Origin of the sequence: Providencia sp. wls1916 (assembly GCF_009706585.1) — a bacterium.
GTDB classification, from domain to species: Bacteria; Pseudomonadota; Gammaproteobacteria; order Enterobacterales; family Enterobacteriaceae; genus Providencia; species Providencia lanzhouensis.
Genome location: NZ_WLUL01000004.1, coordinates 21670 through 34425, shown reverse-complemented (window position 1 = coordinate 34425; position 12756 = coordinate 21670). Strand labels below are relative to the sequence as shown.

At 39.1% G+C, this 12756-nt stretch carries 13 protein-coding genes and 1 tRNA gene; 8 read left to right on the top strand and 6 right to left on the bottom strand.

The genetic code is table 11. The features are described from left to right. Nucleotides 1–96: 96 nt before the first annotated feature. On the bottom strand, nucleotides 97–663 hold the full coding sequence (gene sulA / locus GKR61_RS01685; protein ID WP_154600313.1) for an SOS-induced cell division inhibitor SulA: 567 nt from the start codon (nucleotides 661–663) through the stop codon (nucleotides 97–99). Between the two features lie 268 nt (nucleotides 664–931). Between sulA and GKR61_RS01680 the strand changes: the two genes are divergently transcribed. Beyond that, nucleotides 932–1534 (top strand): TfoX/Sxy family DNA transformation protein, encoded by a 603-nt coding sequence (locus GKR61_RS01680; protein WP_036951681.1) that lies wholly within the window; start codon nucleotides 932–934, stop codon nucleotides 1532–1534. Between the two features lie 66 nt (nucleotides 1535–1600). Here the strand turns inward: GKR61_RS01680 and yccS are convergent, their stop codons facing one another. Beyond that, nucleotides 1601–3751: a YccS family putative transporter gene (gene yccS, locus GKR61_RS01675; RefSeq protein ID WP_336426582.1), complete on the bottom strand. Its 2151-nt coding sequence runs from the start codon at nucleotides 3749–3751 to the stop codon at nucleotides 1601–1603. A 123-nt stretch (nucleotides 3752–3874) separates the two neighbouring features. Here yccS and helD point away from each other — a divergent pair, with 123 nt between their 5' ends. Beyond that, complete coding sequence (gene helD, locus GKR61_RS01670) at nucleotides 3875–5929, top strand: DNA helicase IV (protein WP_108478889.1); 2055 nt, start codon at nucleotides 3875–3877, stop codon at nucleotides 5927–5929. 102 nt (nucleotides 5930–6031) lie between these two features. On the opposite strand, the gene GKR61_RS01665 is transcribed toward helD, so the two are convergent. Continuing rightward, complete coding sequence (locus GKR61_RS01665) at nucleotides 6032–6490, bottom strand: methylglyoxal synthase (protein ID WP_036951676.1); 459 nt, start codon at nucleotides 6488–6490, stop codon at nucleotides 6032–6034. Between the two features lie 129 nt (nucleotides 6491–6619). Here GKR61_RS01665 and GKR61_RS01660 point away from each other — a divergent pair, with 129 nt between their 5' ends. Further along, nucleotides 6620–7033: a CoA-binding protein gene (locus GKR61_RS01660; RefSeq protein WP_108478988.1), complete on the top strand. Its 414-nt coding sequence runs from the start codon at nucleotides 6620–6622 to the stop codon at nucleotides 7031–7033. 75 nt (nucleotides 7034–7108) lie between these two features. On the opposite strand, the gene hspQ is transcribed toward GKR61_RS01660, so the two are convergent. Then, the gene (gene hspQ / locus GKR61_RS01655; protein ID WP_006813539.1) at nucleotides 7109–7429 is read right to left on the bottom strand and encodes a heat shock protein HspQ; all 321 of its coding nucleotides are present in this window, start codon (nucleotides 7427–7429) and stop codon (nucleotides 7109–7111) included. A gap of 217 nt (nucleotides 7430–7646) precedes the next feature. Here hspQ and GKR61_RS01650 point away from each other — a divergent pair, with 217 nt between their 5' ends. Continuing rightward, nucleotides 7647–7925 carry an acylphosphatase gene (locus GKR61_RS01650; protein ID WP_230083104.1) on the top strand — a complete coding sequence of 93 codons (279 nt, stop codon included), beginning with the start codon at nucleotides 7647–7649 and terminating at the stop codon, nucleotides 7923–7925. Nucleotides 7926–7951: 26 nt separating this feature from the next. Here GKR61_RS01650 and GKR61_RS01645 read toward each other — a convergent pair whose 3' ends face one another. Beyond that, nucleotides 7952–8281, bottom strand: coding sequence for a TusE/DsrC/DsvC family sulfur relay protein (locus GKR61_RS01645; protein WP_036951672.1), 330 nt, complete (start codon nucleotides 8279–8281; stop codon nucleotides 7952–7954). 194 nt (nucleotides 8282–8475) lie between these two features. Between GKR61_RS01645 and GKR61_RS01640 the strand changes: the two genes are divergently transcribed. The 4 genes from GKR61_RS01640 to GKR61_RS01625 all read left to right on the top strand — a co-directional run bounded on the left by GKR61_RS01640 (nucleotide 8476) and on the right by GKR61_RS01625 (nucleotide 11934). Further along, nucleotides 8476–8563 (top strand) — tRNA-Ser (locus GKR61_RS01640). Nucleotides 8564–8920: 357 nt separating this feature from the next. Then, entirely contained in the window at nucleotides 8921–9466 is a 546-nt protein-coding gene (locus GKR61_RS01635) for a GNAT family N-acetyltransferase (RefSeq protein ID WP_036951614.1), read from the top strand. Nucleotides 9467–9524: 58 nt separating this feature from the next. Next, nucleotides 9525–10010, top strand: coding sequence for a GNAT family N-acetyltransferase (locus GKR61_RS01630; RefSeq protein ID WP_154600310.1), 486 nt, complete (start codon nucleotides 9525–9527; stop codon nucleotides 10008–10010). Between the two features lie 508 nt (nucleotides 10011–10518). After that, complete coding sequence (locus tag GKR61_RS01625; RefSeq protein ID WP_036951608.1) at nucleotides 10519–11934, top strand: NAD(P)/FAD-dependent oxidoreductase; 1416 nt, start codon at nucleotides 10519–10521, stop codon at nucleotides 11932–11934. A 156-nt stretch (nucleotides 11935–12090) separates the two neighbouring features. Here the strand turns inward: GKR61_RS01625 and GKR61_RS01620 are convergent, their stop codons facing one another. Then, nucleotides 12091–12588: a hypothetical protein gene (locus GKR61_RS01620; RefSeq protein ID WP_154600309.1), complete on the bottom strand. Its 498-nt coding sequence runs from the start codon at nucleotides 12586–12588 to the stop codon at nucleotides 12091–12093. Between the last annotated feature and the right edge of the window lie 168 nt (nucleotides 12589–12756).

Here is a 12756-nt window from a genome sequence, read left to right as displayed (position 1 = left end):
AATAAACGCATCTTATTGTTTTTAAAGAATTTAAATATATTTCTTTATAATTATCTTGATGAATGTAAAATTTCGTAAGAAAAATCTTATTATTGTTTAGTGAATGTTATTGGCGTGAATCTTTAAAAGGTTTTGATGTCTAATATCCGCTGAGCTTGTATTATATGTTTTTTCTGGTCTCATAATAAATCCCATCGAATGACCTGCTTCTGCCGCATTTTGTAAAAGAATAAAATCTTGCTCATTTATTTCTGGCAACCATCCTAATACGACACTGTAATTACCGCTTCTTAATGCTTTTTCCATGGCATCAATGGTCGTAATTGAATTAACTTGGTTAAATTGCATGATTTTGTTGGTGGGTAAACCCGCTTGCTCTAACCAGTGTTTACTCAGTTTTTTATCTGGGCTCAGCCACAATAGCCAACGTGATTGAATACCGAACTGGCGCAACATGGGTAGCAAGATGTAATCCATAATTGGGTGTTGTTCGTTATAGACTAGCTCGCTCACCATGCCTTGTTGTATTGAGCCATTTGCAAAACTCATTGCTGGGCTTGCATTGCTTAAATTGCTATGCGTAAGACGGTCATGTGTGAAGCTATCATTAGTAAAATGATTAAGAGAATGTGTTGTTGCGCTATTCCAAGTAGAAATACTCATAATTCACCTCGCTACAATTTTACATGTAGAACAATGTTTCATGGAGATAAGTGCTGTATGAACATACAGTAACTGTATATTTATACAATATCAAGGCTATTTTTACAAAGCGCTTCGCAACTTTGTGGTTTTTATGCGAGTTATACTTGGCATTTTTAACTGAAACTTTAAAATTGATTAAACATAATTATATGTAAAAACAGTTGTTTTTTTATTGCTTGAAGCTCAAGGACGATTGTGTTTTTTTTATTCATAAGGAGATGAAAAAGTGTCATTACAAAATGAAAGAAGTTCCCTTTTACAACAAATTTTGGGTCAGTTTGGTGTACTAAAAAAGAAAAACCATTTCGGTGGATACTGTTTGTGTATTGATAATGCACTGGTGGGGTTAGTATTGGATGGACATTTCTATGTTCGTGGGTGCCTGTTTTCTCGTAGCTATTTTGAATCAGTTGGGTTTGAACGGTTGGTATACAGTAAAAGAGGTATACCTCTAGAGATGCGCTATTACCAACTTCCGGAAGAGGCCTGGTGTAACCCATCAATATTGAGTCATATCATTGAGTTAGCTTACCGTTCAGCCATGGAAGAAACCCAACAAAGAGAGTCGGCGGCGGTACGCATCAAGGACTTGCCAAATATGAATATGGCAATGGAGAGGGCGCTTGGGAAAATTGGGATTTTCCATGCTGAAGACCTCATTATGATCGGTGCTAAAGCGTGTTTCTTGAAACTAAAACAGCATGGGAAGCTGATACCAAGTGTAAAACAGTTGATTGGATTGGCTGCGGCTATTGAGGGTTGCCATAGTGAAGTATTACCTTCTCGAACTCGGCAGGAGCTCATTAACTGGTTTAACAGCATGAACTAATTTTGATTCTCTCAAATCAGCGGGCATGACCATTAATAGGTTTTAATGCCCGCTCATCAGTTTATTTTATGACAAGCTAATCTGTTTAATCATTGATTTTATTTCAGGAATTAATTCAACCAGTAATTTAGTTTGTTCCATGATCAAGACAGTTTTCTCATCGTCATCGCTGGATGCACGGTCAATGCGATTCAGTAAGCTCACTCTTAGGCGCTCTGATTTTTCGTCAATAATTGCGGGATCTAAGGATGTGACTTGAATAGACGATTCGATATAGCAGATTGCATCATTTAATAAGGCGAGATTCGCTTCGTTTTGCATTTGCTCTCGATGGGCACCGAGTGCTGAAATATAGCCTAGTAATGTATGGTTTAAACACAGTAAGCGGAATGCTTGCTCTTGCGTAATTTGGTATGACTTAGGATCCGATGCCATATTTGAAACAATTGAAGCAAATTCTGCATCATTATTATGGGCGTCACGCCTTGCAACACGGTACTCCAAGCTATTATCTTTACCTTGATAATATTGCTGCAAAATAGCGTCTAAATAACGGCAGTTGCTATCCATCGTTTTCTGAACTACTTGTGGTAACTGTCGAAATTTCCAGTCAGGCCAAATAAAACTGACGGCAAGTAATGCGATAAAACAGCCAATTAGAGTGTCGATTATTCGAGGTAATGCGACTTCGAAACCTTCACCGAGTAAATTGAAGCAAAATAGCACCAGTAATGTAATAAATAGTGTTGCTTGAGCATATTGGCTGCTACGGAACATGAAGAACAGTAACCCGGTGATAACGATTAGGGTGAGTTGCCCCTCAATGGATGGCACGATATTGAGTAAAGGTAAGCCAATGGCGATCCCTAATAACGTGCCTGTAATACGTAATGCTAGACGGCGCTTAGTCGCATTATAGTTGGGTTGGCATACAAATAAGCTAGTGAGTAAGATCCAATAACCGCGTTCTAAATCAAATAATTGAATAATCAAGTATCCAGTACAAAGCAAGACTGACATTCTGATTGCATGACGAAACAGCGAGGATTTGGGGGTTAAATGATGTTTGAAGCGGGCAAATACATCACGAATACCCGAGACTGATTCATCAGATAACTGTTCAATTTGCTTATTATTTTGCTGCCAAGAAGCTTGGCCTAAGCTTAAGCCTTTTAGTTGGACATCAATACCTTTGAGATTTTTTAGCAAGTTTCGTAATGCTTTGATTTCATGTAATTCAGGAGATTGTCGCTGGAGTAGCTGCAAGGAGTTTTCAATATACGTAAATGTACGCTCAAAGCGCGGATTATGTTGATATTGTTTGCGCCATAAAACGGATTGAGCGACCTGCTGGCAGGCTCTTGCTTGCATGGTTAATAAGCGTTGAAAGCGAAATAAAATATCACAATGGCGCAAACGGCGGCTAAGCTGTTGATATTGAATATGTGATGAACTAGCTCGTTCATGAATATCTTGGGCGACAAAGTAATATTGCAATGTATTACGCGTGCCTCGCTGACCTCTATCGCCTTTTAATCGACTGAGTAGCGATATTTTTGCCTGATTCATTGTACTGACTAACGTACTGTTAACTAAGGCTAAATCATAGACTGATTGCTGATAGTCATCTTCAAGATCAGGATCAAATAAGTTTGCCTTTGCATCAAGATAAACCGAAAGCTGCTGATAACATTGCGTAATGGCATCTTGTAGTGGGCGAACAGGGAACAGGATATGCCCGATAAGGGTGAGAATGTTGTACCAAATGGCGCCAGTTAATAAGAGCGCTGGCTGGATGTACCAAGTATCAAAAATAGGTACGCCAAGCATGGTGTATATTGCAATTAGCAGGGCACCGAAAGCGATAGTGGCATAACGTTGCCCTAATGCGCCAAGTAAGATAAAACCGCAGGTTGAGAATGCTAACCCAAAAAAGAATAAAACAGGGTAAGGAAAAAGTAATTCAATAGAGACTGAGGCAATTAAAAAACAGAATAAAGTAATAATTAAATTTTTTATTCTGCCAGTCAATCTATCATCTAAGTCAGTGAGTGCGGCAGCGACAACGCCTAGAGTTAAAGGGATCGTGACTTTAGGCTCTAGGCCTAAAAGCCATGGAACCAAGGTTGTGCCTGTCAGCGCAATTAAGATTCGGGTATAATATAAAATATGGCTGTTATAGAGCACACGACGATAACTGGTTAGCAGCGTTAGCACAAAGTACCTCAGTGGTAAGACAAATCCTTATCTATATAGAATAACGTGTTTACGTAGAATAAAAAACTATTAGCAATTATGCTTTGATTATTTTCACGAATGATTCACACAGGTGCAGAACGTATGGAACTGAAATCGACACAGATTGGACAGCGCCTGGCTCAGCATCCCTATAATCGGGTTCGCTTACTTAATGCAGGCATCGAAGTTAGTGGTGAAAACCATCAATATCTTATTCCCTTCAATGAACTAGTCGATATTCGCTGTAAGCGTGGGATCGTCTGGGGGGAACTGGAATTTGAAGTTTTAGATGAACAAGTCGTTCGTTTGCACGGTACAGAGTGGAAACAAACTCAGCGTTTCTACCATTTTTTGAATGAAAAATGGCAGCAATGGAGCGTTGAAATGAGCGAGGTCAGTGCTCAAGTATTGACGTCTTTAACTCAGTCGATTTTACAACAAACTCAGCAAGATGCGTGGTTAAGTTTACGTAGCTTGCAGTCGATAAAAGAAAGGATCACTCAGCAGTTTTCATCACTTCCTTTACCCCTCGTTCGAATGCCTTTATTTGAAAACTGTGCCGCACATTACCAATTTTGCAAGCAGTGGCTAACGAATAGTGAACAATGCCGCAAGCAAAATAATCAGAATTGGTGCCAGTCAGTTCTAACACGCTATGATGATTTTTTCCAACATATTGAATCCTCTCCATTAAATTATTCTCAATCATTATCAGTTATTAATGGCGAAGATAATGTTTTAGTTTTAGCGGGAGCGGGCAGCGGAAAAACGTCGGTGCTGGTTGCAAGGGCTGGGTGGCTTCTATTAAGAGAACTGGCTAAACCTGAGCAAATCTTATTATTGGCGTTTGGACGTAAAGCTGCGGAAGAGATGAATGAGCGGATTCAATCTCGTTTACAACAAAAAGAGATTGAGGCGAAGACATTTCACGCACTTGCATTGCAGATTATCCGCGAAGGTAGCAATAAGTCACCGATAATTAGTGCGTTAGAGTCGGATACCGAAAAGCGCCAATCTCTTTTGTTGAATGAATGGCGAGAGCAGTGCTCCAGTAAAAAAGCCCAAGCGAAAGGTTGGCGAGAGTGGCTGTCAGAAGAATTACAGTGGAATATTCCTGACGGTGAATTTTGGAATGATGAAAAAATTAGTCGCAAAGTGGTCGTTCGACTAGAGCGCTGGTTGAGTTTGATCCGCTCTCATGGCGGTAGCCAAAAAGAGATGGTCGACAATACGCGGGAAGAAATTCGTGCGCTATTCCAAAAACGAATTCGTTTAATGGCTCCGTTATTGAAAGCTTGGAAGAGTGCTCTCAAAGATGAAGGTGCGATTGATTTCTCCGGTCTTATCCATCAAGCGGTCAATATTATTGAAAAAGGGCGTTTTATTAGCCCGTGGAAACATATTTTAGTTGATGAATTCCAAGATATTTCGCCACTGAGAGCCAAATTATTACATGCATTACGCCAACAAAATAAGCAAACCTGTTTATTTGCGGTTGGTGATGATTGGCAGGCAATCTATCGCTTTAGTGGCGCTGAATTGGATTTGACGACGTCATTTAAAACGCATTTTGGTGAAGGGGATTTATGCGCATTAGATACAACATACCGGTTTAATGAGCGCATTGGTGATGTTGCGAATCGTTTTGTGTTACAGAACCCAAGCCAGTTAGATAAGCCATTAAATAGCCTAACAAAAGGTAATAAGAAATCAGTTGTTTTATTGTATGAAGATGCGCTAGAGCGTTTGCTGGATAAAATGAGTGGTTATGTTTTAGATGATGAAAATATCTTAATTTTGGCTCGTTACCATTATTTAAAACCGGAAATTCTTAATAAAGCGGAAACACGCTGGCCGAAATTGAAAATTCAATTTATGACCATGCATGCATCGAAAGGTCAACAAGCGGATCATGTCATTATTTGTGGTTTAAATGGTGGCAAAGAGGGGTTCCCAGCGCCTGCGCGGGAGTCGATTATTGAAGACGCTTTGCTGCCGCAACCTGAACATTTTGAACATGCGGAAGAGCGACGACTATTTTATGTGGCATTGACGAGAGCGAAGCAACAAGCATGGTTATTGTATAACCCTGATAATCCATCCGAGTTTGTTGAAGAGCTAAGGCAAATGGGCGTACCTAGACAGAAAAAACCTTAAAAATCGCTTATTAAAGTTCAGAGCTTAAAAATGAAAACTGCGCCATTGAGTATACTGATGGCGCAGTTTTTTATTTATTTACGACTATTTTCAGGCGTACTATTAATTAGTGCGTTTATTTAAATAGCTTTGATAATCAGGGATCACAATATCAATTTTCCCATCAAAGAAAGGAGAGGTAATCAGAAAATCAGCAGTAGCAGGGTTAGTGGCAACAGGAATGTTCCATACAGTGGCTAATCGCAGAAGCGCTTTGACATCTGGATCGTGAGGAACGGCATTTAACGGATCCCAAAAGAAAATGAGTAGGTCGATTTTCTGCTCTGCAATCATGGCTCCAATTTGTTGGTCACCGCCCATTGGGCCGCTCAACATGCCAGTAACGGGTAAACCGGTTTCTTTATTGACTAAGCTCCCAGTGGTACCTGTTGCAAACAGTTTGTGTGAGCTTAATTTCGTTTTATTTTGGGTTACCCAACCGAGTAAGGATGATTTACAGTGGTCATGGGCAACTAAGGCAATATTTTTTGAAGCTGCGATTTTTCGGGTGGTAGATTCCATGAGGTTCCCTTAAACAAGATTTGCATCACAATAAATAGTTGTCACGCATCTTAAAAATTGAGTGAACAAAGATGTACAACATATATCATAATGCATATGAATAGTTTACTGATTTTGGGAGATATTTTGATGAGAGATCAAGAAATTGCTGAAATTCTAACAAGCGTTAAGACAATTGCATTAGTTGGCGCGAGTGACCGTACAGACCGCCCAAGCTATGAAGTCATGGAATACCTCTTACATCAAGGGTATCAGGTTATTCCGGTGAGTCCGAAGCTCGCGGGGCAAACGTTATTAGGGCAGAGAGTTTATGCACAACTGAGTGAAATCCCTAACCCTATTGATATGGTTGATGTTTTTAGAAATGCAGATGCTGCAGTCGGCGTTGCTCATGAAGCCGTCGCCATTAAAGCTAAAGTTCTATGGTTGCAAAAAGGGGTTATTAGCGAAGAGGCACAAAAGATTGCTGTAAATGCGGGATTACAGTGTGTGATGGATAAATGTCCTAAACAAGAAATTCCAGCGTTAGGTTTGGAAAAATAAGTATCGCGAGTTTATCGACGGTAATGTAAAAAAATAAAGCAGCTGGTGGGCTGCTTTACTGGATTGCGTTCATGGTCAGTTACGTAGACGCGGAGCTTGTAATTGGGATCTTATCGATTCTGCTAACTCATCCATAGAAGGTTGTTCCGGATGGTCATCAGTCATCTCATAAGTAATCTGTGCTTCTGCTAAATAAGTATGAACCGCTTCCCCATTATCATCTTCCATGACGACATGATACCAAGGCAGATCGCGTAATGTACTGTTGGATGCAATGTCATCATCATGTGGTTGGTCGAGCGAGTATTCAGGGTCAACATCAACAACTACCCCAAGGTAGCCGAGAAGTTTGTGCCTGACTTGTTGCCCGATTCCATATTTACTGGTGATCATCATAGCGACCTCCTTAAAAGCCTTGCTTGTGCTGTAAACTACATGTGGGCAGTGCTGTGCGTTTTCAAGCCAATGTGTGGACAATTACTCATAACGCAATACACTGTCTTTAAGTAATAACGAAAAGCAGTGCCTCAATAATCAGATTATCTGCTGAATGAATAAAAAACAACTGCGCCAAAGGGTTTTAATTGATTAAGTAATGACATCGGAGGCTTATATGACAGCAACAGGTCGTTATTTCTATATTTATGGACGAGTCCAAGGTGTTGGGTTTCGTTACCAAACCTATCATTGGGCTCATCAAAATGGGGTCAAAGGTTTTGTTTATAACCGGGATGATGGCAGTGTGAAACTAGCTATTTATGGTTCCGAGCAGGATATTGAGTTTGTCGATGACTGGCTGAAAGCGGGCGGGCCTCCGGGTGCTAAAATCGATCACTACTTTAGTGAAAATTGGCATACAGAACCAATAGCGGATTTTTCCGTCCGCTATTAATGTATTCTTAAATGATTAGCAGGTTCTTAAATGCATTTTACGGGTTTAGGAAGACCTGCAAGTTTTGTCGCTTGCTTCGCAGGACCTTGAGGAAACAGTCGATATAAATAACGGCTGTTGCCTTTTTCTTCTCCAAACTGTTGAGAAACCGCTTTAACTAACATTCTGATCGCTGGTGATGTATTAAATTCTAAATAGAATGCACGAACGAAACGGATAATTTCGAGATGCTCGTCAGTGAGTTCAATTTCTTCTTGCGCAGCGAGTAATGGAATAAGATCTTCGCTCCATTGTTGGCTATCAAGTAGGTAGCCTTGCGAGTCTGTTTCAATTTCTTGATTATTAAAAACCAACATACTTAATTTCTATCCAAACAAAAGTAGACCGCAAATTTAGCAAAAAACCAGCAATAACCCAAGTAAACCCTGTTGGAATAGGAAAAAATGTTGATAATTTCATCCATTGAATCAATGTGCGTCTATTTTTAAAGCGAACGAACAAATTAGGGGTTTACATTGAAAGCGCAGATGATTATAGTGCTCGTCATTGCGGAGGGGTGGCCGAGCGGCTGAAGGCAGCGGTCTTGAAAACCGCCGATGGGAAACCATCCGAGAGTTCGAATCTCTCCTCCTCCGCCATCTTCACTTCTAATCAAGTCTCCTGAAATCTTTCAATTCCAAATAAATTCCAAAGTTTATCAAACACTCTAGCAAAATTTCATTCTACCGACGTTTACTGATACCGTTTTAAATCGCTACTATTTCGCTATGCAATACTGGCGGTTTATGGAACTAGCCAATAAAGCAATTAAGCGTGACAAGCCAAAAGATATTGTACATTCCCTATTAATTCAGCCCTCTACACTTAAATTAACACCAAATTATCTGGGAAATTCAAACCAATCCACTGAATTTTAGTTACAAGCAAATCTAATTAAGACATAGTTAAATCTAATTATATTCTGTGTAATGGTATCTCTAATTTGAGGCCTCAATATGATAATTAATTGCTATGATAAAAAACTAAGTGAAAATAGAATCGATGAGCTTGTTAACGTACTTTATAAGTGCGTCCTTGGCGGTGCAAGTGTTGGATATACTGATGCAGAAGCTCAAATTAATGAGATGAGAAACTATTGGATTGACGTCAATCATTCGTTATCAACGAATAGTTTTAAGCTGATCTCAGCAGAGCTAGACAACCAAATCGTTGGGGTTGTTGGTCTTGAATTATGCGCAAAACCAAATGGTAAACACCGAGGAGAAATTTGTAAGTTATTGGTGTTACCTGAATATAGGCGTAAAGGACTTGCAAGAAAATTGATGCAAGAGGCTGAGCAAGTTGCATGGAACTTAGGATTGAGGCTTTTAACATTGGATACCAATACTAAAGGGATAACGGTTAGCTTATATAATTCCCTTGGATGGCAGATAAGTGGTGAAATTCCTGATTTCGCTCAATCGGTTGGTGGTATTCTTGAATCCACGACGATTATGTTTAAGCGCAAGCCCGAAAATGGAATTAAAATACACCATCCCTAGTGGTGTAGGGTAATGTCTTGTTTTTAAAGGATATTGAAGGTGTGACTATCTGATTTATATGAAAATTCAAATAAAGCCTTATCAACCTCAGAATGCAGAAAAACTGCATGAAATATTTTATACCTCAGTTCATCGTATTGCAGCTGCGTATTATACAGAAGAACAGCTTGAAGCTTGGGCGCCTGATTTATATGAGCGTGAGCATTGGCAAAGCAAAATGGACATATTAAAGCCGTTTATTGCATATATTGATGAAGAGATTGTTGGATATGCAGATCTTCAAGATGACGGGTATATTGACCATTTTTTTGTTATGAAGCCTCGCTGCGGAATTGGTGCCGCACTTATGAATAAACTTGTTGAAGTGGCTAATACGAAAAGCATCAACAAGCTATGGTCATATGTCAGCTTATCAGCTGAAGAATTTTTTAAAAATCATCAATTTGAAATAGTTGAACGTCGAGAAGTTATTGTGAAGGGAGTGCTACTTCATAACGCAATGATGGTTCGATTGGCATTAGAGTTAAATGATTTGAAGTATTGATAGATGTTTTGATGAGAAAAGTCGCTTTTAACGTTTTTGTATCGTAGTCATCATTTACGAAGTTCAACTTCTATTCTGCAATACCAATATATAGCGCCCATACGCCACTCATAAAATCTGTTTTTCTTACCAAAATAGTGAGTTATTTAGCTGTAATCAAATAATGTTAGCCTTTAAGTGAGATTATTTTATAACTATAAGCATTAGTTGCTAATGAATAATAATCTAAAAATGATGGATTATTATGTGTTTTCCTTTAAAATCAAAGGGCTATTATTTCCGCCGAAAAAACACAATTAAATCAATTGTTTTCAATGGAATAATGAGGTTTTTGAAAATTAACAAATGAAGTTTTTATTTATTTTTAACTGAGTAATTAGACAAAAAAGTGGGATTACACATAAAATAAACATGATTTACTAATAGTTTACGAATGATTAACAAATAATATAAAATGGTGAAATTGTTAGGTAAGTAATATTGATCGTGTATAAGGAATTGTGTCGAAATGGCAATAACCAGAAGAAAATTTATTATTGGTGGTTCTGTAGTCGCTGTCGCAGCGGGAGCCGGTATTTTAACTCCGATGTTGACTCGTGAAGGGCGATTTGTTCCGGGTAAACCACGTGTTGGTTTTGTTGAAGGAACGCCTGGCGCATTGCCACAGCAATCTGATGTTGTTGTTATTGGGGCTGGTATCTTAGGTGTTATGACGGCGATTAACCTTGCTGAGCGTGGGTTATCAGTCGTGATTGTAGAAAAAGGGAACATTGCGGGAGAGCAATCATCTCGATTCTATGGTCAGGCAATTACATACAAAATGACCGATGAAACCTTCTTATTACACCATTTAGGCAAACATCGCTGGCGTGATATGAATGCGAAGGTGGGTGTTGATACCACTTACCGTACTCAAGGCCGTGTAGAAGTTCCTTTGGATGAAGAAGATCTGGTTCACGTTCGCCAGTGGATGGATGAGCGCCATAAAAACGTTGGTTCTGATATTCCATTCAAAACACGCATGATCGAAGGAAGCGAGTTAAATCAGCGTCTTCGTGGTGCTAAATCTGATTGGAAAATTGCAGGTTTCGAAGAAGATTCTGGTAGTTTCGATGCGGAAGTTACTGCATTCGTTATGGCAGAATACGCGAAGAAAATTGGTATTAAAATCTATACCAACTGTGCAGCGCGTGGCTTAGAAACTCAAGCGGGTGTGATCTCTGATGTTGTGACTGAAAAAGGCGCAATCAAAACTTCTCAAGTTGTTGTTGCGGGTGGTGTTTGGTCTCGTCTGTTCATGCAAAACCTGGGTGTAGATGTTCCAACATTACCAGCTTATCAATCACAACAATTGATTAGCGCGGCACCAAATGCACCGGGTGGAAACGTTGCTCTGCCAGGCAATATTTACTTCCGTGAACAAGCCGATGGAACCTATGCAACTTCTCCACGCGTGATAGTGGCACCTGTTGTTAAAGAATCCTTCACTTATGGCTATAAATATCTGCCATTGTTAGCATTGCCAGACTTCCCTGTTCATATTTCATTAAACGAACAGCTGATTAACTCGTTTACCCAAGAGACCAGCTGGAAATTAGATGAAGTTTCTCCATTTGAGAAAAACCGTGATATGACGGCATTACCAGACTTACCAGAACTGAATTCATCTCTAGAAAAACTGAAAACTGAGTTCCCTGCATTTAAAGACTCTAAATTAATTGACCAGTGGAGCGGAGCGATGGCTATCGCACCAGATGAAAACCCAATTATTTCTGAAGTCAAGGAATATCCAGGTCTGGTTATTAACACAGCAACTGGCTGGGGTATGACTGAAAGCCCAGTTTCCTCTGAAATGACCGCAGATATTCTGTTAGGTAAAGAGCCAATCATTAACCCGAAAGCATTTAGCCTGTATCGTTTCTAAGTACAGTTTGTTATTGACATTAATGTTGATATAAAAATACTAACGCCCTCATATTGAGGGCTTTTTTGTATCGACAGAAAGTTAAGATTAAATCAAAACAATGCAGCCGTTCTTTTTTAATTTTTCAACGATATTAGGTTTGACTGGAAAGTAACCTTACTCTAAATCGCCAAAATGCTGGGTAAACTGTGTTTCGTACTGACCTATAAATTGCTCTAGTTTTGCTGGAGTATCTCTAATGTTGGTTTCTGTAATACCTGCTTTTGCCATTGCCGCTTTTAATTTTGCTTCCGTTCCTTCATTAATGTCGATGTTAGCAATAACCAAGAAAATGGTTTTTAAATCATCACAGCCGCTTTTTGTTTCACATACCTTCGCGATTTTCTGCTCATTAGACATATAGATAGAATAGCTAAAGGCATCTTTGGTGCACACTACATCATTTCTCTCTTCTGAGGTCATATCTTTAGTTATGGCACTGAAAACGCTATTAGTGACCTCTGTGTAGTTTGCAAAAGAGGTGCTATTTTTAGGGGTTGGCAAACCGCTTTTCGTTAAACTTTGATTAGTCACAGGTAAACAGGCCGAATTGGCCATAGCGCCAGAAACAACCGTACCGCTTAAAATGATCGATAAAAGTAATTTTTTAAACATAACAAACCTTTCGTTTTTGAAATGATAAAGTAACGTATAATTTAAGTTTAATTGAGGATATAGGATTAACGGTATTTTTTAGGTTTTATTTAGACTTTGTAATTGATATCTAATTATTTTACGGAGTTAAGATTTTTAGGTGTTTATAAAGGTTGTTTAAGCATGCGA